We start from the raw sequence: 20,396 nt of genomic DNA, 5'->3' as shown, positions 1-20,396 counted from the left end.
GATCACTCGGTCGCCTTCGTGAGCTCGGACAGGTGCGCGCGGGTCAGCCGCACCCCGACGCCCTGGACGAGCTCGTCGAGCTGCGACGGCGAGAACGTGTTCACGATCGGCGCCGCCACGGAGCGCTGCGCGAGAAGCCACGCGATGGCGATGGCCGCGTGCGGTACCGCCAGCTCGGCGGCGATCGCATCCAGCGCCTTCAGCACCCGCACACCGCGGCGGTTCAGGCTCCCGGCGAGCTGGCTTCCCCGCGTGGACGCCGCGACGCCCTGACGCGAGCGGTGCCGGCCGGACAGGAAGCCGTGCTCGAGCGCCTGCGACGGCGTGACGGCGAGCCCCTGCGCACCGGCGACCAGCCGCAGGTCGCCCTCGAACTCCTGGCGGCGCATGAGGTTGTACGGAACGTCCAGGGTCTCCAGGCGCGGGTAGCCGGCGGAGGCGAGGATGCGCGCCTCGATCAGCTGCTCGGCGGTGAACCCGTAGGAGCCGATGTGACGGACCTTGCCCGTCTCGACCAGCCACTCGGCGGTCGCCAGCGCGTCCTCGATCGATCCGCCCCGCTCGGCCGTCGCATCCAGGTACAGCACGTCGATCCGGTCGGTGCCGAGGCGCGTCAAGGAGGCCTCGACCGCGCGGACGAGGTTGGTCGAGCCGAGGCCCGGGTTGTCGGGGTGGTCGCCGACCCGCACTGCCAGCACGATGTCGTCCCGCAGTCGGCGGGTGTGCATCCACCGGCCGATGATGTGCTCGCTGCGCCCCGCCGAGAAGCTGTCGGCGGTGTGTACGGCGTTGCCGCCGAACGCCGCGAAGTGGTCGAGCAGCGCGTTGGCGCGATCCTGATCCACGGTCCAGCCGAACTCCGCGCCGCCGAGCATCAGCGGGAAGACCTCGAGACCCGTCTCGCCCAGCTTCTCGCGCACGAGCGTGCCGACCGCGGGGCCCACGACCGGGATCGGTGCCGAGGGGTGCTCGGCGGAGGCGGACGAGCCCGGGGCACGTCCGATCGGATCGACCGTGCCGACCTGCGCCTCATCCATGGCCTGCCCCCTTCACGCGGCAGCCGAGGCCCGGCAGCATCCACGTCACGCCGTTGACGGCGTGTGCTTCGAGGGTATTCCAGGGCCCGCGGAGCGAGACGCACCGCGCCGTAACACTTTCGTCACGCCGACCCCGAGCCGCCGTCCGGGGATTCCGACCCCCGGACGCGGAACGGCCCGCCCATCCCGGAGGATGAGCGGGCCGTTCGCGATGGACGACGCGGGGCGCCGCCCGGGAGGCTCAGGCCTCGACGGTCTCCTCGGCGGGCGCGTCGCCCGCCTGGCTCTCGTCGATGACCGGCTCGAGCGCCATCTTGCCGCGGTCGTCGATCTCGGCGATGCGGACCAGGATCTTCTGGCCCACCGAGACGACGTCCTCGATGTTCTCGACGCGCTTGCCGCCGTTCAGCTTGCGGATCTGCGTCACGTGCATGCGACCATCCTTGCCCGGAAGCAGCGAGATGAACGCGCCCGAGGGGATGATCTTCACGACCGTGCCGAGGAACTGCTCGCCGATCTCCGGGTTGGTCGGGTTGGCGATCGCGTTCACCTGCGCGCGGGCCGCCTCGGCCGAGGGGCCGTCGGTCGCGCCGATGTAGACGGTGCCGTCCTCCTCGATGGAGATCTGCGCGCCGGTCTCATCCTGGATCGCGTTGATCGTCTTGCCCTTGGGGCCGATCAGCTCGCCGATCTTGTCGACCGGGATCTGCACGCTGATGACGCGGGGCGCGGTCGGCGCCATCTCGTCGGGAGCGTCGATCGCGGCGTTCAGGACCTCGAGGATGCGCAGGCGCGCGTCCTTCGCCTGGGTCAGCGCGCCGGTCAGCACCTCGGTGGGGATGCCGTCGAGCTTGGTGTCGAGCTGGATCGCCGTGACGAACTCGCTCGTGCCCGCGACCTTGAAGTCCATGTCGCCGAGGGCGTCCTCGGCGCCGAGGATGTCGGTCAGCGCGGCGTAGCGCGTCTGGCCGTCGACCTCGTCGGACACCAGGCCCATGGCGATGCCGGCGACGGGGGCGCGCAGCGGCACACCCGCGTTCAGCAGCGACAGCGTGGAGGCGCAGACGGAGCCCATCGACGTGGAGCCGTTCGAGCCCAGCGCCTCCGAGACCTGACGGATCGCGTAGGGGAACTCCTCGCGGGTCGGCAGGACGGGGACGAGCGCGCGCTCGGCGAGGAAGCCGTGGCCGATCTCGCGACGCTTCGGGCTTCCCACGCGGCCGGTCTCACCGGTCGAGTAGGGCGGGAAGTTGTAGTGGTGCATGTACCGCTTGCTCGTCGTGGGCGAGAGCGAGTCGATCTGCTGCTCCATCTTCAGCATGTTCAGCGTGGTGACGCCCATGATCTGGGTCTCACCGCGCTGGAAGATCGCCGAGCCGTGGACGCGCGGGATGACCTGCACCTCGGCGTCGAGCGGACGGATGTCGGCGAGGCCGCGGCCGTCGATGCGGACGCCCTCGGTCAGGATGCGACCGCGCACGATCTTCTTCGTGACCGACTTGTAGGCGGCGGAGAACTCGAGCGGGGCCGCGGCGGGCAGCTCGCCTGCCTCGACCTTCTCGATCAGCTCGGCCTTGACGCGGTCCTTGATCGCGTCGTCGGCGGCCTGGCGCTCCTGCTTGTCGGCGATCTGGTACACCTTCACCAGCTCGTCGTAGGCCTTCTCGTTCACGAACGCGAAGGTCTCGTCGCTGTAGGCCGGGAAGACCGGGAACTCCAGCGGAGCCTTCTTCGACGTCGCCGCCATCTCGGCCTGCGCCGCGACGAGCTGCTTGATGAAGGGCTTCGAGGCCTCGAGGCCCTGGGCCACGATCTCCTCGCTCGGCTTGGTGGCGCCGGCCTTGATGAGGTTCCAGCTGTGCTCGGTGGCCTCGGCCTCGACCATCATGATCGCGACGTCCTCGTTGCCCTCGGCGTCGGTGACGACGCGTCCGGCGACGATCAGGTCGAACACGGCCGACTCGAGCAGCTCGGCGTTCGGGAACGCGACCCACTGGTCGGCTCCCTCGCCCTGGCCGGGGATGAGCGCGAGGCGCACACCGGCGATGGGGCCCGAGAACGGCAGGCCCGAGATCTGGGTCGACGCCGACGCGGCGTTGATCGCGAGCGCGTCGTAGAACTCGCCCGGAGCGATCGAGAGGACCGTCACGACGATCTGGATCTCGTTGCGCAGGCCGTCGACGAACGACGGGCGCAGCGGACGGTCGATCAGACGGCAGACGAGGATCGCCTCGGTGGACGGGCGGCCCTCGCGGCGGAAGAACGAGCCGGGGATCTTGCCCGCGGCGTACGAGCGCTCCTCGACGTCCACCGTCAGGGGGAAGAAGTCGAAGCCCTCGCGGGGGTGCTTGCTGGCGCTGGTCGCCGAGAGGAGCATCGTCTCCTCGTCGAGGTACGCGGCGACGGCGCCCTGCGCCTGCTGCGCGAGGCGACCGGTCTCGAACCGGACCGTGCGGGTGCCGTAGCGGCCGTTGTCGAGAACGGCCTCGGCGGCGGTGATTTCAGGACCTTCCAAGAGGTCTGTCTCCTTCTGTATGCCCCGCGTAGCGGGGGCTCACGTCAGGAGCAGGGGAACAGGCAGATATAGACGCATGGCGCATCGATCACGCTCGCCTGCGCTGGCCACCAGGAGAAATCCACCAGACCGGATCCATCGGATCGTGCGCCTGGGAGACCACTTCAGGGGACCAGCTTCCTGCCAGCCTGCTCCGTGTGCATATGGAATTTTCGACCCGGGATCCGCCGAAGCGGGCCCGGGAGGTGGCCTCCGCAGAACGAGGGCCTCGCTCAGCCTATCAGCGACATCCCGATCCGGTCAGGGGCTGTCGCGAGGCGCGGCGCGCTTCTACCGTGGCGGTATGACCGACTTCCCCGAGCAGAGCACCCCCGACGAAGAGCGCCCGGTCGATCTCGACGACGAGACCGAGCTCGAGCTTCCTCCGCCGACGCTGGATCCGGATGAGCGGGTCGAGGACGCGCCGGATCCCATCGAGGACGAGACCCGCGACGAGGCGCGCGGGCTCGGCGGCCTGGACGACTGACGCGACGGAGGGGCGGACCTTCTCGATCCGCCCCTCCCGTGCGCGTCGGCCGCAGAGCCGGCGCGTCAGCTGAGCTTCGAGCGCTTCGGAGCGTTGCGTCCCGGGATCACGATGTAGTCGGCGTGCTTGGACACCATCCCGTCGCCGGCAGTGCGGCCGCGCATCCGGCGCCACACCCACGGCAGCGCATGCGTGCGCAGCCAGTCGCCCTGCGGCGGGGCGTCCTCGCTCGGGTCGAACCCGTGCAGCGCGTCGTCGAGCTGACCGACCGCCTCGGCGTCGGGGATGCCCAGCGCCTCGGCCGCGCGATAGGCGAGGTAGCGGTGGCCGCGCGAGCTCAGGTGCACGATGTCGTCCGCGTACATGGTGCGATCGCCCAGTGACGGCAGCGCCGCGGCGTCGAGCAGGTACGAGTCGGTGGCGGCGGCGACGCGGCGCAGCTCGGCCGCGTACAGCGCGAAGCGGCGGGCGAAGATCCGGGCTGCCGACCGGTCGGGAAGGAACGGCGTGACGAGGAGCACGTCGGCCCCGATCGCGCGCAGGTCACGCACCGCCTTCTCGACGTGCGCGGCGAGGCGCACCGGGTCGGCCCCGTGGCTCACGAGGTCGTTGGCCCCCATGAAGATCGACACGAGATCGGGTTCCATCTCGAGGGCGCGCGGCGCCTGCTCGTTCACGAGATCGCGGACCCTGCGGCTGCGGACCGCGAGGTTCGCGTACTGGAAGCGTCCGCGCCCCTGCGCCAGCAGCGTGGCGAGGCGGTCGGCCCAGCCTCGGTACTCGCCGTTCGCCATGCGGGAGGTGTCGCACAGCCCCTCGGTGAGCGAGTCGCCGAGGGCGACGTACCGGGTCCACTGCTTGCGCTGCGGCGGCGCGACGGTGTCGGCCCTGACGGTGCCCCTCCCCCGGGTCGCGTCGTCGAGGGGACGCAGCCGCTGGGCCTCGCGGTAGTACTCGATGAGCTGGTCGCCGAGCGACTCCCACGTGCGGGACGTCACGCTCTCGCGCGCGGCGGCCCCGAAGGAGCGGCGCTTGGCGTCATCGCCCGTGAGGTCGAGCACCCGCTCGCGCAGGTCGTCGAGGTCGCCGGGTGCGTAGAGCCAGCCGTCGACGCTCGAGCGGACGAGGTCGACGGGGCCGCCGCGTCCGGTGGCGACCACGGGAACGCCGCTCGCGAGGGCCTCCTGCACGGTCTGGCAGAACGTCTCGCTCTCGCCGGGGTGCACGAACACGTCGAGGCTCGCGAGCGCCTTGGCGAGCTGGTCACCGCCGAGGAACCCCGTGAACACTGCGCCGGGGAGCTTCTTCTCCAGGCGCTCGCGCTCGGGGCCGTCGCCGATGATCACGAGCCGCACGCCCGGGATACCGCACAGCACCCGCAGATCCTCGACCTGCTTCTCGGCAGCGAGCCGGCCGACGTAGCCGACGAGCAGCTCGCCGCGCGCGATCTTCGCGCGCCATCCGTCGCTGCGACGGTCGGGGCGGAACCGCTCGGCGTCGACCCCGCGCCCCCAGCGGCGCAGTCGATCGACCCCGAGGCCGGCGAGCTGCGCCTCGGACGCGGAGGACGGCGCGAGCGTGAGCGTGGCGCGCTTGTGCAGGCGGGCGACGTGCGCGGAGGCGAGGGGAACGGCGCCGGGAACGCCGTAGCGCTCGGTGTAGGCGATGATGTCGGTCTGGTAGACGGCGACGCTCGGCAGCCGGAGCGCGTCGGCGGCCACCTGACCCTTCCAGCCCAGCGCGAACGGGGAGGCGAGGTGCACGACGTCGGGGTGGAACTCGCGCAGCACGCGGGCGATGCGGGCCGTCGTCGGATACGCGACGCGCACATCCGGATACGACGGCATCGGCATCGACGGCAGCAGCTGGGTGAGGCCCGTGGGGGCGTGCTCTCCCTTGCCTCCAGCGTCGGGCGCGACCACCAGCGTCTCGTGGCCTCGGCGCTCGAGGTGCCGCACCATCTGCAGCACGGAGTGCGTCACGCCGTTCATGTGCGGGAGGAAGGACTCTGCGACCAGTGCGACCCTCATGCCTCCAGGGTGACGCGCCCGGATGACACGGAGCCGCACCGCACGGGCCGCTTCGCCGACCGTTCACCCGGGAGGACCGAACCTTTCACCCTGCACACCCCGGCGCGTCACGGGGCGTCACGCGGGACGGCCGTGACGCCCCGATCGAGCCCCTGCCGCCCGGAGCGGGGCAGGATGGATGAGTCACCCCCGAGGAAAGCGAGCCGCCGCGTGTTCCAGAGCCACCACCCGTTCGACGAAATCACGGTCGAGTCGCTGAAGGAGGTCGGCAGCCTGAAGTGGACGGCGTTCCCGGACCGCCTCGCGGCGTGGGTGGCCGAGATGGACTTCGGCGTCGCTCCGCCGATCGCCGAGGCGCTGCACGCCGCGGTCGACCGCGGGGCGTTCGGGTACCTGCCCGAGGCCGACGCGCGCGCGATGTCCGAGGCCTACGCGGCCTTCTCCGCCGACCGGTACGGCTGGGAGGTCGACCCCGCGGACGTCCACGCGTTCCCCGATGTCATCACGGCGCTGGACGTCGCGATCGAGCACTTCAGCGCCCCCGGATCGGCGATCATCGTCCCGACGCCGGCGTACATGCCGTTCCTCACCTGGCCCGCCACGCAGGGCCGTCGCGTCATCCAGGTGCCGCTCGCGCGAGACGGCGAGGACTGGGTCTACGACCTGGATGCGCTCGAGCGCGCGTTCGCGGACGGCGGCGGCCTGCTCGTGCTGTGCAACCCGCACAACCCCATCGGCAAGGTGCTGACGCGCGACGAGATGGCGGCGATCGGCGAGGTCGTCGAGCGGCATGGGGCGCGCGTGTTCTCGGACGAGATCCACGCTCCCCTCGTGTACGGCGAGCGCCGCCACGTTCCCTACGCATCGGTGAACGAGACCACGGCCGGGCACACGCTGACCGCGACGTCGGCGTCGAAGGCGTGGAACCTGCCGGGTCTCAAGGCCGCGCAGGTGATCGTGTCGAACGCGGCCGACCGCGAGCGGTGGGCAACCGACGGGCGGATGTGGGGTCACGGCGCGTCGAACCTCGGCGTCGTCGCGAACACCGCGGCGTACGCCGCCGGCGTCGACTGGCTCGACGACGTGCTGCAGTACCTCGACGGCAACCGGCGGCGCCTTGCCGAGCTCGTGGCGGAGCACCTCCCCGGCGTGCGCTACGCCGCACCCGAGGGCACGTATCTGGCATGGCTGGAGTTCGCCGCGCTCGACCTCCCGGCATCCCCGGCCGACTTCTTCGGCGAGCGCGCGGGAGTCACGCTCACCGACGGCGGGATGTGCGGCGACGTGGGGACGACCGCGGCACGCCTGAACTTCGCGACGCCGCGGCCCGTCCTCGAGCGGATCGTCGCCGCCATGGGCGAGGCCCTTCGCAGCCGCTGAACGGCCGTCGTTCGTCGGCCGTTCACCGTCGGCGCGTACACATGTGTCGTGGATGAGCTGATCGCCGGACTCGCGGCGAACCCCTGGGCGCTGGTGGTGCTCGCCGGTGTCGTGTTCGCCGACGCGTTCCTCGTCGTCGTTCCCGGTGAGGTCGCGGTCACGGCGCTCGGCTCGGTGGCGGTGGCGCACGGGCTGCCTCCGCTGTGGGCGGTCATCCTGATCGGCGGGGCCGCGGCCTTCGCGGGCGACGTCTGCTGCTATCTGATCGGGCGCCTGCTTCATCCGCGCTCCTGGCGCGTGATGCAGCGGGCGAGCCTGCAGCGCGCGCTCGACTGGGCGGCCCGGCGGCTGCGCACTCATGCCGCGACCGCCGTGTTCACCGCCCGGTTCATCCCGTTCGGACGTCTCGCCGTGAACCTCTCCGCGGGCGCCGCGATGGTCCCCGCGCTCCGGTATCTGCCGATCGCGGCCGTCGCGGCGATGGCGTGGGCGGCGTTCCAGGCGCTCATCGGCGCCGCGATCGCGTCGATCATCCCGGGCGGCACGGTCGTCGCGGTGATCGTCTCGATCGTGATCGCGCTCGCCGTCGGGTGGACGGTCGACTTCGTCCTCGCCCGCGTGCGCCCGATCGAGTGAGCCGCGCTCGAGCCCGCCGCGCTTAGAGTCGCGGTGTGGATACGAGCGCGATCGGGCGGAGGGCGCTTCCTTTGCGGCGGATCGAGGAGCATCCGCTCGCGCCGGCGGACAGGGACGCGTGGCCCGCGACCCTGCCGCCCGTGCGACAGCTGCTCTCCGAGGGACTCGACCTCGGCCCGGTGACCGTGCTCACGGGTGAGAACGGCGTGGGCAAGTCGACCCTCGGGGAGGCGATCGCCGTCGCCTACGGGATGAACGCCGAGGGCGGATCGACCGGCGCCATGCACGCGACCCGGGCGTCGGAGTCGCCGCTCGGCGAGCACCTGCAGCTGGTGCGCGGCGCGGGTGCGCCGAAGCGCGGCTTCTTCCTGCGCGCCGAGACGATGCACGGCTTCTACACGTACCTCGAGGACGTCGGCATCGGCGCACCCCTCCACGAGCGCAGCCACGGCGAATCGTTCCTCGACCTCGTCAGCGAGCGCACGCACATCCGCGGTCTCTGGATCCTGGACGAACCGGAGTCGGCCCTGTCACTGTCTGGGTGCCTGGCTCTCCTGGGGCTGCTGCGCGAACTCGTCGCGCAGGGCTCGCAGGTCATCCTGTCCACGCACTCCCCGGTGCTGGCGGCGTTCCCCGGGGCGGATCTGCGGGAGCTCGGCGAGTGGGGAATCCGGCGCTCCTCGTACGACGATCTCGACCTGGTGCGCACGTGGCGGCTGTTCCTCGACGCGCCGGGAAGATTCCTCCGCCACCTCGACTGACCTCGCGGTCGCGCGACACGGGTGCGCGCCGCGTGCGCCGCGCGGCGCGTCGTGCTGGTTGACTTCCACGGTGGCACGCACCTCCAACGACCTCTGGCAGACCCTGATCACGCTGCGCGGCAACCCGCGCGCCTGTGTCTGGACCGAGCCGCTCTGGGGTCTGTCGATGGCGCTGGTGCTCCCGTACCTGTCGGTGTTCATGCTTACCCAGGGCGTTCACGATGCGCAGATCGGCCTCATCGCCAGCGTCGGCATGGTGTCGCAGGTGGCGTTCGGCCTCGCCGGCGGCATCATCACCGACCGCCTCGGCCGGCGGGCCACGACGGCGTGGTTCGACGTGATCGCGTGGGTGATCCCGTGCGTGGTCTGGGCCTTCGCGCAGAACTTCTGGTTCTTCCTCGCCGCGGCCATCGTCAACGGCGCACTGCAGGTGACCTCGAACTCGTGGGACTGCCTCATGGTCGAGGACGCCGAGCGCAGCCAGCTCACCCGCATCTACTCCCTCGTCCGCGTCGCCGCCGACTGCTCGGCCCTGTTCGCGCCCATCGCGGCGGTGCTGGTCTCGCAGCTCGGCCTGGACATCGCGGTGCGGGTGCTGTTCGTCAACGCGGCGGTCGTCATGCTCGCGAAGGTGATCTGGCTCTACCGCTGGTCGCACGAGACCCGGCGCGGCGAGATCCGGATGGCCGAGACCCGCGACGTGAGCGTGTGGCGTCTGCTCGCGGGCTACCGCGGCGCGGTGGGCCTGCTGCTGCGGTCTCGCGGATCCATCCTCGCGCTCATCATCGCCGCCCTCGTCGCGGCCGTCACCCTCGTGAACGGCACCTTCTGGCAGGTCGTCGCCAGCCAGCACCTGAACGTGCCCGACGCGCTGCTTCCGTTCTTCCCGATGGTGCGCTCGCTGCTGTCCATCGTCTTCCTGTTCACGGTGATCCCGCGTCTGAGCTCGGGCGTCGACCTGAAGGCCGCGGCGATGTGGGGCTTCGGCGTCTACCTCGCGGGTCAGGTTGTGCTCGTCGCGATCCCCGCCCCGGAAGGTCAGGCGACGTTCGAGACCTACACGCTGCTCGGCGTCTGCCTCCTGCTCGACAGCTTCGGCGCGGGAGCGGTGTTCATGCTCTCGGAGTCGCTCGTCGCGCTGCACGTCGACGAGGCCGAGCGGTCGCGCGTGATGGCCGTGCAGCGCACGGTGATCATGCTCGCCGCGGCCCCGTTCGGCTGGATCTCCGGATGGCTGTCGGGGATGGACCGCACCTGGCCGTTCTGGCTGACCGCGGGCCTGCTCCTGATCGGGCTCGTGCTGTCATACGCGCGCTGGGTGCCGCATCACGAGGACGCGGCACCCAGCGCGGTGTGACGGGATCACTCCCCCGCGAGACCACCCAGGAGGTGACCGAACCCACGACCCGCACCGAGGTACGTGTCGGGGTCGAACGGGTCGGCGTCCTCGACGTGCGGCTTGGCGGCGATCGCCTCGGCGAGCTCGCGCGCCCCGCGCTCGATGCGGGCGCTGAGCGGGGCGACCCCGTCCTCCTTGCCGCCCCAGTCGCTCGACGCGGCGAACACGCCCGTCGACACCGGCTCGGCGTGGAGGTAGGCGAACAGCGGCCGGATCGCGTAGTCGATCGCCAGCGAGTGGCGGGCCGTCCCGGCGTTCGCACCGATCAGGACGGGAGTGCCGGTGAGCGATTCGCGGTCGAGGATGTCGATGAACGACTTGAACAGCCCCGAGTAGCTCGTCGAGAAGATCGGCGTGACGACGATCAGCGCGTCGGCCGTCGTGACCTGGGTCAGCATCTTCTCGAGCGCCGGCGGCGCGAAGCCCGCCAGCAGGTTGTTCGTGATGTCGTGCGCGTAGTCGCGCAGCTCGAACGCCTCGACGGTCGCGTCGATGCCCCGCGCATCGAGCTGCGCCACCGCGGCGGCGGCGAGCCGGTCGGCGAGCATGCGCGTGGACGACGGCGTGGAAAGTCCCGCGGAGACCACGGCGATGCGGCGTGTGTCGGTCATGTTCCCTCTCCTTGTTCAGTTGTGCGTCAGCGAGTGGCGGCGGACCCGAAGGCCGAGCCGGCCTTCGGAGCGGCCGCGGGCGTGTCCTGGTATGGGCCACCCACGGTCAGGTTGTTGCCGCCGGCGGCGGTGGGACGCGCCTGGCGCGGCTCGGCGTCGCCGTACGCTGCCTTGACCCGCGCGGCGTGCGTGGGCGCGTCCGGCACGTTCGCCGGACGGTTCTGCGCGAGCTCCCGGCGCAGCACCGGCACGACCTCGCCGCCGAGCAGGTCGAGCTGCTCGAGCACGGTCTTCAGCGGCAGGCCGGCGTGATCCATCAGGAACAGCTGGCGCTGGTAGTCGCCGTAGTAGTCGCGCATGGCGGCGTAGCGGTCGATGACCTGCTGCGGCGAGCCGACCGTCAGCGGCGTCATCTCGGTGAAGTCCTCCATCGCCGGGCCGTGGCCGTAGACGGGGGCGTTGTCGAAGTACGGGCGGAACGCGTTGACCGCATCCTGCGAGTTCTTCGCCATGAACGCCTGGCCGCCGAGCCCCACGATCGCCTGCTCGGGCGTGCCGTGGCCGTAGTGGGCGTAGCGCTGGCGGTACAGCGCGATGAGGCGCTGGTAGTGCTCCTTGGGCCAGAAGATGTTGTTCGCGAAGAAGCCGTCACCGTAGTACGCGGCCTGCTCGGCGATCTCGGGCGTGCGGATGGAGCCGTGCCAGACGAAGGGCGCGACGCCGTCGAGCGGACGCGGCGTGGCGGTGAAGCCCTGCAGGGGCGAGCGGAACTTGCCCTCCCAGTCGACGACATCCTGATCCCACAGCTGACGCAGCAGCGCGTAGTTCTCGATCGCGAGCGGCAGCCCCTGGCGGATGTCCTGGCCGAACCAGGGGTACACGGGGCCAGTGTTGCCGCGGCCCATCACCAGGTCGACGCGGCCGCCCGTCAGGTGCTGCAGCATCGAGTAGTCCTCGGCGATCTTCGCGGGGTCGTTCGTCGTGATGAGCGTCGTGGCGGTCGAGAGGATGAGGTTCTCGGTCTGCGCGCCGATGTACGCGAGCGTTGTCGTCGGCGACGACGAGAAGAACGGCGGGTTGTGGTGCTCGCCGAGCGCGAAGACGTCGAGCCCGACCTCCTCGGCGTGCTTCGCGATGGTGACGATGTCGCGGATGCGCTCCGCCTCGCTGGGCGTGCGTCCCGTCGTGGGGTCGGTCGTGATGTCGCTCACCGAGAAGATGCCGAACTGCATCCTCGAGGTTCCCCGCTGCGGCGTGGTGGTCTCGCTCATCCCTGCTTCTCCGATCCGTCCCGTCGTCCCGGCGGGGGTGTTGGTGGTCTCGCGCATTTATATGCGTGTGAATATACCTGGTCCAACGTGATCGTGCCAGATCTATTCCCATGGTCGCGCACGCGGCGACGGTAGCGTTGGGGGGATGAGCGCGCCTTCCCCGGCGACCGGATCGGTCGCCCGTCACCGTCGACGGGTCCCCTACTGGGACAACGCGCGCTTCGCGTGCATCGTGCTCGTGGTGCTCGGCCACGCGATCCAGCGCCTCACCTACGATTCGGACATCGCCTACGCGATGTACCTGATGATCTACGCGTTCCACATGCCGGCGTTCGCGATCATCTCCGGGTACTTCTCGAAGGCCGACCCGCCCTCACGGCGCCAGATGGCGCGCGTGATCACGGACATCCTTGTGCCCTACGTGATCTTCGAGGCCCTCTGGTGGCTGACCAAGGGACTGTTCGAGGGTGATCCCGACCCAAACCTGACCCAGCCGTCCTGGACGCTGTGGTTCCTGCTCGCGCTCGGCATATTCCGGCTGATCCTGCCGTACCTGGCACTGCTGCGGTGGCCGCTGCTGTGGACAGTCGTGATCTCGATCGGCGTCGGCTACCTGCCGAACGTCGACAGCACGTTCTCGCTCGCACGCACGCTGGGATTCCTGCCGTTCTTCGCCCTCGGCTGGTGGCTGCGCGCGCACGACGTGGTCGGCCGGCTGCGACTGCTGGAGCGTAAGGCCTGGTGGGCGCGGGCGAGCGCCGTGGCGGTGTTCCTGCTGGCCGGCTGGGTCGCCTGGGCGGGTCTCGAGACCTGGCACGCGATGGACATGCGCAACTGGCTCTTCTACGACCAGGACTACTCGCACTTCCTCGGCGAGACACCGTGGTGGGCCGGCGGCGTGCGGCTGGTGCTGATGACCGTGGCGGTCGTGCTGTGTGCGGCGTTCTTCCTGCTCGTGCCGCGCGGGGAGTTCCCCTTCACGAGGCTCGGCACGTACACGATGTACATCTACCTGCTTCACTCGTTCGTGCTCTACCCGTTCCGCGAGTCGGGCGCGCTGCGCGACCTCGAGCCGACCTGGATCTGGCTGCCCCTGGTGTGCCTGCTCTCCGTCGTCATCACGGTGCTGCTCGCCTCCAAGCCGGTGCGCTGGCTGTTCCGCCCGCTCGTCGAGCCGCGCTCGCGCTGGCTCTTCGCCGACGCCGCCCTCCTGCCGCACGCGGGCCGGGCGGATCCGACCGGATCGCGTCGCCCTGCCGCGACGGATCGCCCGCCGTCGCGGGGATGACGCGAAGGGGCCCGGGACGCATCGCCCCGAGCCCCTCGCACCGTCGCTCGCTCAGCCGATCGCGACCGCGATCTCGTTCGGCGCGTTCGTGAGCTCGACCGTCGCGGTGACCTCGCCCGTGGTGAGATCCACGGCATGCACCTCGTTCGAGGCGGGCTCGGTCACGTACGCGACGTCGCCGTTCACCTTGATCGACGGGTGGGCATCCTGCCACTCGGCCGGCCCCTCCCACGGCTCGATGACCGCGTGGCTGTCGACGATGTCGCCCGTCTCGGGGTCGAGCACGTGGATCGCACCGTCCGTCGCCAGGATGTACGCGAGGTCGCCGGTGCCGCGCGCGACGTCACGGAACGTGAACTGCACCTCATCCGGAAGGTCGACGACCTCGTAGGTCTCGGCGGCCGTGTCGATCAGCGTGAGCGCGTTGAGCAGGTAGCCCTCCGCGTCGGGGTCGTTCTTGTAGTCGCCGACGACGATGGGGCTCGTCTCCGAGACGTACGCGTTGCCCATGCGGCCGTACTCGTCGGGGGCGGTCAGCTTCGTGAACTCCCCGTCCTTGAACAGCAGCGCGCCGTCCTCGCATCCGAAGACGACCGCCTCGTCCGCGGCCGTGCCCTCTCCGTGGATGCCGGGGCACTCGTCGCTCGACGCCGCCTCGTCCCAGTGGTCCTCGTGCGGGTGAAGCGCCACGGCGCCGGAGCGCGAGGTCTCATCGCCGACCGTGGTGAGCAGCGTGCCGTCCTCGAGCACGATGGACACGCCGTGGTGCGCGGCGTCCGCCTCGTACGTCTCCGTCTCGGGCTGCGCGCCGGCGCCATCCGCCAGCGCATCCGTCTCGAGGATCGTCGTCGTGCCCGTGCCGTCGTCGAACAGGACCGTCTTGCCGTGGTGCACGACCACGTGCCCGGCGGCGCTCGCCTCGAACACGACGTCGGTCATCGCCGGAGCGGCGGTGTCGAGCACCTCGAAGCCCTGCGAGGTGGTGACGACCACGTGCCGGCCGTCGCCGCAAGGGGCGTCCCACGGTCGCGGGCCTCGCGGCAGCCTGCCGCTCACCCTGCGCGACACCGTCGCCATGGGCACGTGGCGGAGAAGAGGGCGCAGCGGGCACCGCACGGACCCGCGCCCGGCGATCGCCGAGGCCATCGCGCGCGTGGGCCTCACCGGACTCGAGCGGCGCCCCTTCGCCGAGCTCTCGGGCGGGCAGCGGCAGCGGGCGCTCATCGCCCAGGCGATCGCGCTGCGACCGGCCATCCTGCTGCTGGACGAGCCGGCCTCGGGCCTGGACGCGGACAGCCGCGAGCGCGCGCGCCAGATCCTCGCCGAGGAGGCAGCCCGCGGCGCGGCGGTCGCCTGCGTCACGCACGACGACACCGCGATCGACGCGGCCGACCGCGGGGTCGCAGGTTACGGATCGCTTCCCTCCGCGGGGCTGATCGCGCCCTCTCGTCATATTCGCCCGCTCCGGCGTCACACTGTCGCGAGATCGCGGCCCGATTCGTACCGTCGATCCATGACCGCTCTGAACCTGCCGATCCTCGACCTCTCTCAGCTCGACGAGGGCGACGAGGCCGCCGCCCGTTTCCGCGACGACCTCGCGGCCGCGACGCGGGACGTCGGCTTCTTCTACCTCGTCGGCACCGGCGTCTCCGCCGAGCTCGAGGAGCGCGTTCACCGCGTTTCCCGCGCGTTCTTCGACCTCCCCGAGGCCGACAAGCTCGCGATCGAGAACGTCACCAGCCCGCACTTCCGCGGGTACACCCGGATCGGCGGCGAGCGCACCCAGGGAAAGGTCGACTGGCGCGAGCAGATCGACATCGGTCCGGAGCGCGAGCCCGTGACCGACCCCGAGGCCGCCGACTTCTTCCGCCTGCAGGGTCCGAACCTCTGGCCGGAGGCACTCCCCGAGCTGCGCGAGGTCATCACCGAGTGGCACGACCGCCTGACCCAGGTCGCGAGGAAGCTGCTGCGCGCCTGGGCGCTCGCGCTCCACGCCGAGGAGGACTACTTCGACAAGCACTTCGGTGACCCCGCGACGCTGATCAAGATCGTCCGCTATCCGGGGGTCGACACGGACGAGCCGCAGCAGGGCGTCGGCATCCACAAGGACTCCGGCGTGCTGACCCTGCTCTGGGTGCAGCCCGAGCGCGGCGGCCCGCAGGTCGAGCGGGACGGACAGTGGGTGGATGCGCCCCCGGTGCCCGGATCCTTCATCGTCAACATCGGCGAAATGCTCGAGTACGCGACGCAGGGCTACCTGCGCGCGACGAACCACCGCGTGTTCTCGCCGCGTGCCCCGCAGGACCGCATCTCCATCCCGTTCTTCTTCAGCCCCGCGCTCGACGCGCGACTGCCGATCCTCGAGCTTCCCGCCGAGCTGGCGGCGCGTGCCCGCGGCGTGGAGCAGGATCCGTCGAACCCGATCCACTCGCTGTACGGCGAGAACGCGCTCAAATCGCGCCTGCGCGCCCACCCCGATGTGGCCGAGCGCTGGCACGCCGACCTTCTCGCTGCCCGATCCTGAGGCGGGGCCCGTTCGGACGCGGCGCGGTCAAGCGGCGTGAAGGAGGCGCAGCCCGGCCTCCGAGGCGCTTCCCCGCGGCGCGGTGAAGGTCAGCAGACGCTGCCCGTCGCCCTCGGGCAGGTGAAGCACCTCGTAGTCGAGGTCGAGGTCCCCACCGAGGGGTGGTGGAGCAGCTTGGTGCCGCTCGTGCAGAGGCGCACGGAGTGACGCGCCCACATGCGCGCGAAATCGGGGCTGTCCATGCTGATCTCGCCCACGAGGTGGGCGATGCGCACGTCGTCGGGGAACTCGGCCGCGACGTAGCGCAGTGACGCGACGGCGAGCGCCGCCTCGGACTCCCAGTCCCGGTACAGCGCGCGCGTGTGCGGGTCGAGGAACAGCATGCGGATCAGGTTCGGTCGCGCGCCGCGGTCGGCGGGCGCATCGGGGTCGAGATGACCCGCGACGAGGCCATGCGCGAGAGGGTTCCAGGCGAGGACGTCATTGAAGCGGCCGAGCAGCAGCGTCGGCACCTCGGCGATGGCGCGCACCAGCTGCACAGCCCCGGGCCGGGGCGTCTCGGGCCGGACGGGACGGGAGCGCAGCGTGGGCTCGGCGTGAGCGAGCGCATGGAGATGCGCGCGCTCGTCGTCGTCGAGGCGCAGGGCCCGCGCGAGGCCCGCCAACACGGCGTCGGAGGCGTTGCGCGACTGCCCCTGCTCGAGCCGCGTCAGGTAGGTGATCGACACCCCGGCCAGCTGAGCCAGCTCCTCGCGGCGCAGCCCGGGGACGCGGCGGCGACCGTAGGAGATGACGCCGGCCGCTTCCGGCGTCAGCCGATCCCGGCGCGAGCGCAGGAAGTCACCGAGCTCGCTCGAGCGCGACTGCAGCCGCACGTCGCTCGGGCGCGACGCTCCGCCGCGGCGAGCGCGGAGCCCCTCGTCGGTGGCGAGGTCCTGGTTCACGGCGGGGACGGTCATGCGCCAAGTCTCCTCCCCTCTCGCCCCGGTGTGCCTGTCCCTGTGGGTGCCAGGCTCTCCACGGATCTGGCTGCGGGCCATCCGCTGCCGGAGGGTCGCACCATGACCTCCACGACGTCCCTCTCCCGTCCCGCACCGCCCGACTTCCGCCAGCGCCTCGCGACGGCGGTGCTGCTCACCGCGAACTTCACCCTCGCCGTCGACTTCTCGATCCTGAACGTCGTCCTGCCGCGCATCGGAGCGGAGGTGGGCTTCGCCACCGAGCACCTGCAGTGGATCGTCACGTCGTTCGCCCTGTGCGCTGCGGGGTTCACGCTGTTCTTCGGGCGCGTCGCCGACCTGTTCGGCCGGAAGCGGCTGTTCCTCGCGGGCATCGCGCTGCTCGGCACGTCGTCGCTCGCCGGCGGCCTCGCGCAGGAGCCGGCGCTGCTGATCGCCGCCCGGATCGCCCAGGGCATCGCAACCGCGATGGTCACTCCGGCGGCCCTGTCGCTGCTGACAACGACCTTCGCGGAGGGGCCGCAGCGCAGCCGCGTGCTCGGATTGAACGGCGCGCTCATGGCCGCGGGCTTCACCGCCGGGGCGGTTCTCGGCGGGGTGCTCGCGGGAACCGTCAGCTGGCGATGGGCGTTCTTCGTCAACGTCATCGTCGCGATCCTGGTCCTCGTGATCGCCCCGACCGCGGTGCGCGAGAGGAGGTCGGACGAGCGTCCTCGGCTCGATGTCGCCGGCGCGATCCTGGTGACCCTCGCCCTCGTCGCGCTGGTGTTCGGCATCAGCAACGCCGGCGAGTCGGGCTGGGCGGATCCCTCGACGTGGCTGCCGCTCGCCGGCGCGGCCATCCTGGTGGTCGTCTTCGGCGTCGTGGAGTCCCGCGCACGCGAGCCGCTCGTTCCGCTTGAGCTGCTGCGCCGCCGGAACGTCGCCTGGGGCAACATCGCCGGCCTCATCGCCTTCGCCACCGAGACGTCGCTGGTCTTCCTGCTGACGCTGTACCTGCAGGAGATCCTCGGGCACTCCGCGCTCGATGCGGGGCTCACCCTCGGCGTCCTCGGCGTCGGCACCGTGATCGGCGGGCTCATCGCCCCGCGCGTCATCGCGCGGATCGGGTCGCGGGGCGCGATCGTGCTCGGCCTGCTTGTCCAGGCCGCGGTCACCGCCCCGCTTGCTCTCCTCGGTATGGCGGCAGGCTCGCTTCCCGCGCTGCTCTCGCTCACCTTCGTGGGCGGCATCGCGAACCTCGTCGCGATCGTCGGGTACGTCGTGACGGCGACCGGTTCGCTTCCCGCCGACAGGCAGGGGCTCGCCACCGGTCTCGTGACGCTGAGCCAGCAGGTCGGCATCGCGCTCGGCACCCCCGTGATGGCCGCGCTTGTGGCGAGCAGACTCGCCGAAGGGCTGCTCCCCGCGCTGCAGTACGCGATCGCGGGCTCTGCGGTCATCGCGGGTGTCGCCGGTGCGGTGCTGGCTGTCGCGCTCCGGCAGCCGGCGGGCGCGGTTGGCCACGGGTAGCGCGGCCCCGGGCGCCAGGCAAGGGGGCTGAAGTCGGGCGGCACCCGGCCTACCGTGGGGACCATGCCGGACATCGCCATCTTCGCCCCGTCGCCGACCCTCACCGTGACCATCGAGGATCACGGGTTGGACGGCGACGGCGGCGACCCGGAGATCCACGTCCACGCGGGTGGCCAGGGAGTCTGGCAGGCGCGCATGCTGCGCCGGCTCGGCGTCTCGGCCACCCTGTGCTGCGCGCTCACGGGCGAGCTCGGCCGGGTCGTCCGCCGCCTGCTCGAGGACGAGGGCTTCCGCGTCGTCGGGGTCGAGCGCGAGGGCCGCGGCGCCGCGTACGTGCACGACCGCCGGGACGGCGAGCGCACCGCGGTCGCCGAGACGCAGGGCCAGCCCCTCGGGCGCCACGACCTCGACGAGCTGTACGGCGCGATGCTGCGCGAGGGGATCGACGCGGGCCTCGCCATCCTGAGCGGGCCGGACGGCGACGGTGTGCTGCCCGCCGACACGTACCGGCGCCTGGCGGCCGACCTGCGCACGAATGATGTGCGCGTGGTGGCCGATCTCGCCGGCGACCGGATGATCGCCGCGCTCGAGGGAGGAATCGACGTGCTCAAGGTCAGCGATGAGGAGCTCGTCGCCGACGGCCTGCTCGCCGAGGACGCCGACACCGCCGCCGTCGTCGGCGCCATCGAGGAGCTGCGACGACGCGGGGCGCGCGACGTGATCGTGACGCGCGGCGGAGGCGCCTTCGTGGTGCGCGCGGGCGACACGATCCTCGACGTCACTCCCCCGCAGCTCGAGATCGCGGACCACCGTGGCGCGGGAGACTCGCTGACCGCGGGCGTCTGCGCAGGGCTCGCCACCGGCCAGTCGCTGCGCGAGGCGGTCGTCACCGGGGCTGCCGCCGGCGCCTTGAACGTCACCCGGCACGGCCTCGGCACCGGCGACATGGAGACCATCGAGCGGCTGCGCAGGAGCGTCAAGGTGCGCGAGCACGGCGCCGACCCGGACGACAGCCACGGCAGGATCAGCCCCGACGGCCTCGCCGCGCTCGCGGACACGGGCGATCACCGGACGGACGAGCGGGAGGGGGACGCATGACGCGCGTGCTGGTGACGAACGACGACGGGATCGAGGCGCCGGGACTGCACTCCCTCGCGCGGGCGGCCGCGGCGAAGGGCCTCGAGGTGACGATCGCGGCTCCGGAACGCCAATCGAGCGGCGCGAGCGCGTCGATCATCGCCGGCGAGGAGGAGGGCCGGATCGCGATGGAGTCCCGCACGATCGAGGGCCTCGAGGATCTGCGGGCGTACGCGGTGCGCGGCGGCCCGGGTCTCATCGCGCTGATCGCCGCGCACGGTGCATTCGGCGATCCGTTCGACCTCGTCCTGTCGGGCGTGAACCACGGCGCGAACGTGGGGCGCGCGATCCTCCACTCCGGCACGGTTGGGGCGGCGCTGACCGGCGGCCTCAACGGCGCGTGGGGGCTCGCCGTGTCGCTGGACGTCGGGATGCGGCCCGAGGCGTTCGAGTGGGACGCGGCATCCGCCGTCGCCGTCGAGACGCTGCCCTTCCTGATGTCGCTGGAGCGCGGATCCGTCGTCAACCTCAACGTGCCCAATGCGCGCGAGCATCGCGGCGTGCGCGAGGCGCCGCTGGCGCCCTTCGGCATCGTCCAGACGACGCTGAGCGAACGCGGCGAGAAGTACATCCGCCTTGCGGTGGAGGACCTGCCGAACGTGCCGGAGCCCGGGACGGATGCCGCGCTCCTCGCGGAGGGCTACGTGACGCTCACGGGCATCGAGCCCGTCTCGCACCGCCCGCTCGGCTACCCCGCCTGAATCGGCGGTTGCTGAGCGAGCGCCAGCGAGCCGAAGCGACCGGCCCTAAGCCGCGCAGCCGTGGAGCCGGTCATCTCGACTCGCAAGCTCGCTCGATAACCGGGGTGAG

The 20,396-nt window shown here is 71.4% G+C and carries 17 protein-coding genes and 2 pseudogenes; 11 read left to right on the top strand and 8 right to left on the bottom strand.

What is annotated here, in order from left to right; all coding sequences use genetic code 11:
• Positions 1 to 2: 2 nt before the first annotated feature.
• Both ABD161_RS11165 and ABD161_RS11160 read right to left on the bottom strand, forming a co-directional pair.
• Positions 3 to 1,037 carry an aldo/keto reductase gene (locus tag ABD161_RS11165; protein WP_344002719.1) on the bottom strand — a complete coding sequence of 345 codons (1,035 nt, stop codon included), beginning with the start codon at positions 1,035 to 1,037 and terminating at the stop codon, positions 3 to 5.
• A gap of 241 nt (positions 1,038 to 1,278) precedes the next feature.
• Complete coding sequence (locus ABD161_RS11160; RefSeq protein ID WP_344002716.1) at positions 1,279 to 3,552, bottom strand: polyribonucleotide nucleotidyltransferase; 2,274 nt, start codon at positions 3,550 to 3,552, stop codon at positions 1,279 to 1,281.
• 343 nt (positions 3,553 to 3,895) lie between these two features.
• On the opposite strand from ABD161_RS11160, the gene ABD161_RS11155 reads away from it, so the two are divergent.
• Entirely contained in the window at positions 3,896 to 4,078 is a 183-nt protein-coding gene (locus ABD161_RS11155; RefSeq protein ID WP_135113792.1) for a hypothetical protein, read from the top strand.
• 65 nt (positions 4,079 to 4,143) lie between these two features.
• Here ABD161_RS11155 and ABD161_RS11150 read toward each other — a convergent pair whose 3' ends face one another.
• The gene (locus ABD161_RS11150) at positions 4,144 to 6,108 is read right to left on the bottom strand and encodes a GDSL-type esterase/lipase family protein (RefSeq protein WP_344002713.1); all 1,965 of its coding nucleotides are present in this window, start codon (positions 6,106 to 6,108) and stop codon (positions 4,144 to 4,146) included.
• 174 nt (positions 6,109 to 6,282) lie between these two features.
• Here ABD161_RS11150 and ABD161_RS11145 point away from each other — a divergent pair, with 174 nt between their 5' ends.
• The 4 genes from ABD161_RS11145 to ABD161_RS11130 all read left to right on the top strand — a co-directional run bounded on the left by ABD161_RS11145 (position 6,283) and on the right by ABD161_RS11130 (position 10,242).
• Positions 6,283 to 7,488, top strand: a complete 1,206-nt coding sequence (locus tag ABD161_RS11145) for a MalY/PatB family protein (RefSeq protein WP_344002709.1) — start codon at positions 6,283 to 6,285, stop codon at positions 7,486 to 7,488.
• 48 nt (positions 7,489 to 7,536) lie between these two features.
• Entirely contained in the window at positions 7,537 to 8,124 is a 588-nt protein-coding gene (locus ABD161_RS11140) for a DedA family protein (protein WP_344002706.1), read from the top strand.
• Between the two features lie 50 nt (positions 8,125 to 8,174).
• A complete protein-coding gene (locus ABD161_RS11135) occupies positions 8,175 to 8,885 on the top strand; it encodes an AAA family ATPase (RefSeq protein ID WP_425560881.1) in 711 nt (236 codons plus the stop codon).
• Between the two features lie 70 nt (positions 8,886 to 8,955).
• Positions 8,956 to 10,242 carry an MFS transporter gene (locus tag ABD161_RS11130; protein WP_344002700.1) on the top strand — a complete coding sequence of 429 codons (1,287 nt, stop codon included), beginning with the start codon at positions 8,956 to 8,958 and terminating at the stop codon, positions 10,240 to 10,242.
• 5 nt (positions 10,243 to 10,247) lie between these two features.
• Here the strand turns inward: ABD161_RS11130 and ABD161_RS11125 are convergent, their stop codons facing one another.
• Both ABD161_RS11125 and ABD161_RS11120 read right to left on the bottom strand, forming a co-directional pair.
• Complete coding sequence (locus tag ABD161_RS11125) at positions 10,248 to 10,895, bottom strand: CE1759 family FMN reductase (protein ID WP_344002697.1); 648 nt, start codon at positions 10,893 to 10,895, stop codon at positions 10,248 to 10,250.
• Between the two features lie 26 nt (positions 10,896 to 10,921).
• A complete protein-coding gene (locus ABD161_RS11120; protein ID WP_344002877.1) occupies positions 10,922 to 12,127 on the bottom strand; it encodes an LLM class flavin-dependent oxidoreductase in 1,206 nt (401 codons plus the stop codon).
• A 184-nt stretch (positions 12,128 to 12,311) separates the two neighbouring features.
• Between ABD161_RS11120 and ABD161_RS11115 the strand changes: the two genes are divergently transcribed.
• Positions 12,312 to 13,454, top strand: coding sequence for an acyltransferase family protein (locus ABD161_RS11115; RefSeq protein ID WP_344002694.1), 1,143 nt, complete (start codon positions 12,312 to 12,314; stop codon positions 13,452 to 13,454).
• Between the two features lie 51 nt (positions 13,455 to 13,505).
• Here the strand turns inward: ABD161_RS11115 and aztD are convergent, their stop codons facing one another.
• Positions 13,506 to 14,531, bottom strand: coding sequence for a zinc metallochaperone AztD (aztD, locus tag ABD161_RS11110; protein WP_344002874.1), 1,026 nt, complete (start codon positions 14,529 to 14,531; stop codon positions 13,506 to 13,508).
• On the opposite strand from aztD, the pseudogene ABD161_RS16040 reads away from it, so the two are divergent.
• Both ABD161_RS16040 and ABD161_RS11100 read left to right on the top strand, forming a co-directional pair.
• Positions 14,530 to 14,778 (top strand): annotated as a pseudogene (locus tag ABD161_RS16040) (ATP-binding cassette domain-containing protein); the annotation flags it as partial. The gene aztD and the pseudogene ABD161_RS16040 overlap by 2 nt on opposite strands.
• Before the next feature lie 189 nt (positions 14,779 to 14,967).
• The gene (locus tag ABD161_RS11100) at positions 14,968 to 15,978 is read left to right on the top strand and encodes an isopenicillin N synthase family dioxygenase (RefSeq protein WP_344002871.1); all 1,011 of its coding nucleotides are present in this window, start codon (positions 14,968 to 14,970) and stop codon (positions 15,976 to 15,978) included.
• Between the two features lie 27 nt (positions 15,979 to 16,005).
• On the opposite strand, the gene ABD161_RS15990 is transcribed toward ABD161_RS11100, so the two are convergent.
• Both ABD161_RS15990 and ABD161_RS15985 read right to left on the bottom strand, forming a co-directional pair.
• Complete coding sequence (locus tag ABD161_RS15990; protein ID WP_425560880.1) at positions 16,006 to 16,320, bottom strand: MmyB family transcriptional regulator; 315 nt, start codon at positions 16,318 to 16,320, stop codon at positions 16,006 to 16,008.
• 56 nt (positions 16,321 to 16,376) lie between these two features.
• Positions 16,377 to 16,937: pseudogene (locus tag ABD161_RS15985) on the bottom strand (helix-turn-helix domain-containing protein); the annotation flags it as partial.
• A gap of 102 nt (positions 16,938 to 17,039) precedes the next feature.
• Between ABD161_RS15985 and ABD161_RS11090 the strand changes: the two are divergent.
• From ABD161_RS11090 to surE, 3 genes are all read left to right on the top strand, one after another.
• Positions 17,040 to 18,449 carry an MFS transporter gene (locus ABD161_RS11090; protein WP_344002688.1) on the top strand — a complete coding sequence of 470 codons (1,410 nt, stop codon included), beginning with the start codon at positions 17,040 to 17,042 and terminating at the stop codon, positions 18,447 to 18,449.
• Positions 18,450 to 18,512: 63 nt separating this feature from the next.
• Positions 18,513 to 19,547: a PfkB family carbohydrate kinase gene (locus ABD161_RS11085; protein ID WP_344002685.1), complete on the top strand. Its 1,035-nt coding sequence runs from the start codon at positions 18,513 to 18,515 to the stop codon at positions 19,545 to 19,547.
• A complete protein-coding gene (gene surE / locus ABD161_RS11080) occupies positions 19,544 to 20,287 on the top strand; it encodes a 5'/3'-nucleotidase SurE (protein WP_344002682.1) in 744 nt (247 codons plus the stop codon). The genes ABD161_RS11085 and surE overlap by 4 nt, the downstream gene beginning before the upstream one ends.
• Positions 20,288 to 20,396 lie beyond the last annotated feature (109 nt).

The sequence above is a fragment of the Microbacterium paludicola genome, assembly GCF_039529675.1.
Classification (GTDB): Bacteria; Actinomycetota; Actinomycetes; order Actinomycetales; family Microbacteriaceae; genus Microbacterium; species Microbacterium paludicola.
The sequence above is the reverse complement of the archived record's forward strand: the minus strand, read 5'-3'. Positions and strand labels throughout refer to the sequence as shown.

Excerpts from the sequence above, each read along its gene's own strand:
- ABD161_RS11165 (WP_344002719.1), bottom strand. The coding sequence starts at position 1,037 with ATGGATGAGGCGCAGGTCGGCACGGTCGATCCGATCGGACGTGCCCCG.
- ABD161_RS11155 (WP_135113792.1), top strand. The coding sequence starts at position 3,896 with ATGACCGACTTCCCCGAGCAGAGCACCCCCGACGAAGAGCGCCCGGTC.
- ABD161_RS11150 (WP_344002713.1), bottom strand. The coding sequence starts at position 6,108 with ATGAGGGTCGCACTGGTCGCAGAGTCCTTCCTCCCGCACATGAACGGC.
- ABD161_RS11145 (WP_344002709.1), top strand. The coding sequence starts at position 6,283 with ATGGATGAGTCACCCCCGAGGAAAGCGAGCCGCCGCGTGTTCCAGAGC.
- ABD161_RS11125 (WP_344002697.1), bottom strand. The coding sequence starts at position 10,895 with ATGACCGACACACGCCGCATCGCCGTGGTCTCCGCGGGACTTTCCACG.
- ABD161_RS11120 (WP_344002877.1), bottom strand. The coding sequence starts at position 12,127 with ATGCAGTTCGGCATCTTCTCGGTGAGCGACATCACGACCGACCCCACG.
- ABD161_RS11115 (WP_344002694.1), top strand. The coding sequence starts at position 12,312 with ATGAGCGCGCCTTCCCCGGCGACCGGATCGGTCGCCCGTCACCGTCGA.
- aztD (WP_344002874.1), bottom strand. The coding sequence starts at position 14,531 with ATGGCGACGGTGTCGCGCAGGGTGAGCGGCAGGCTGCCGCGAGGCCCG.
- ABD161_RS11100 (WP_344002871.1), top strand. The coding sequence starts at position 14,968 with ATGACCGCTCTGAACCTGCCGATCCTCGACCTCTCTCAGCTCGACGAG.
- ABD161_RS11090 (WP_344002688.1), top strand. The coding sequence starts at position 17,040 with ATGACCTCCACGACGTCCCTCTCCCGTCCCGCACCGCCCGACTTCCGC.
- ABD161_RS11085 (WP_344002685.1), top strand. The coding sequence starts at position 18,513 with ATGCCGGACATCGCCATCTTCGCCCCGTCGCCGACCCTCACCGTGACC.
- surE (WP_344002682.1), top strand. The coding sequence starts at position 19,544 with ATGACGCGCGTGCTGGTGACGAACGACGACGGGATCGAGGCGCCGGGA.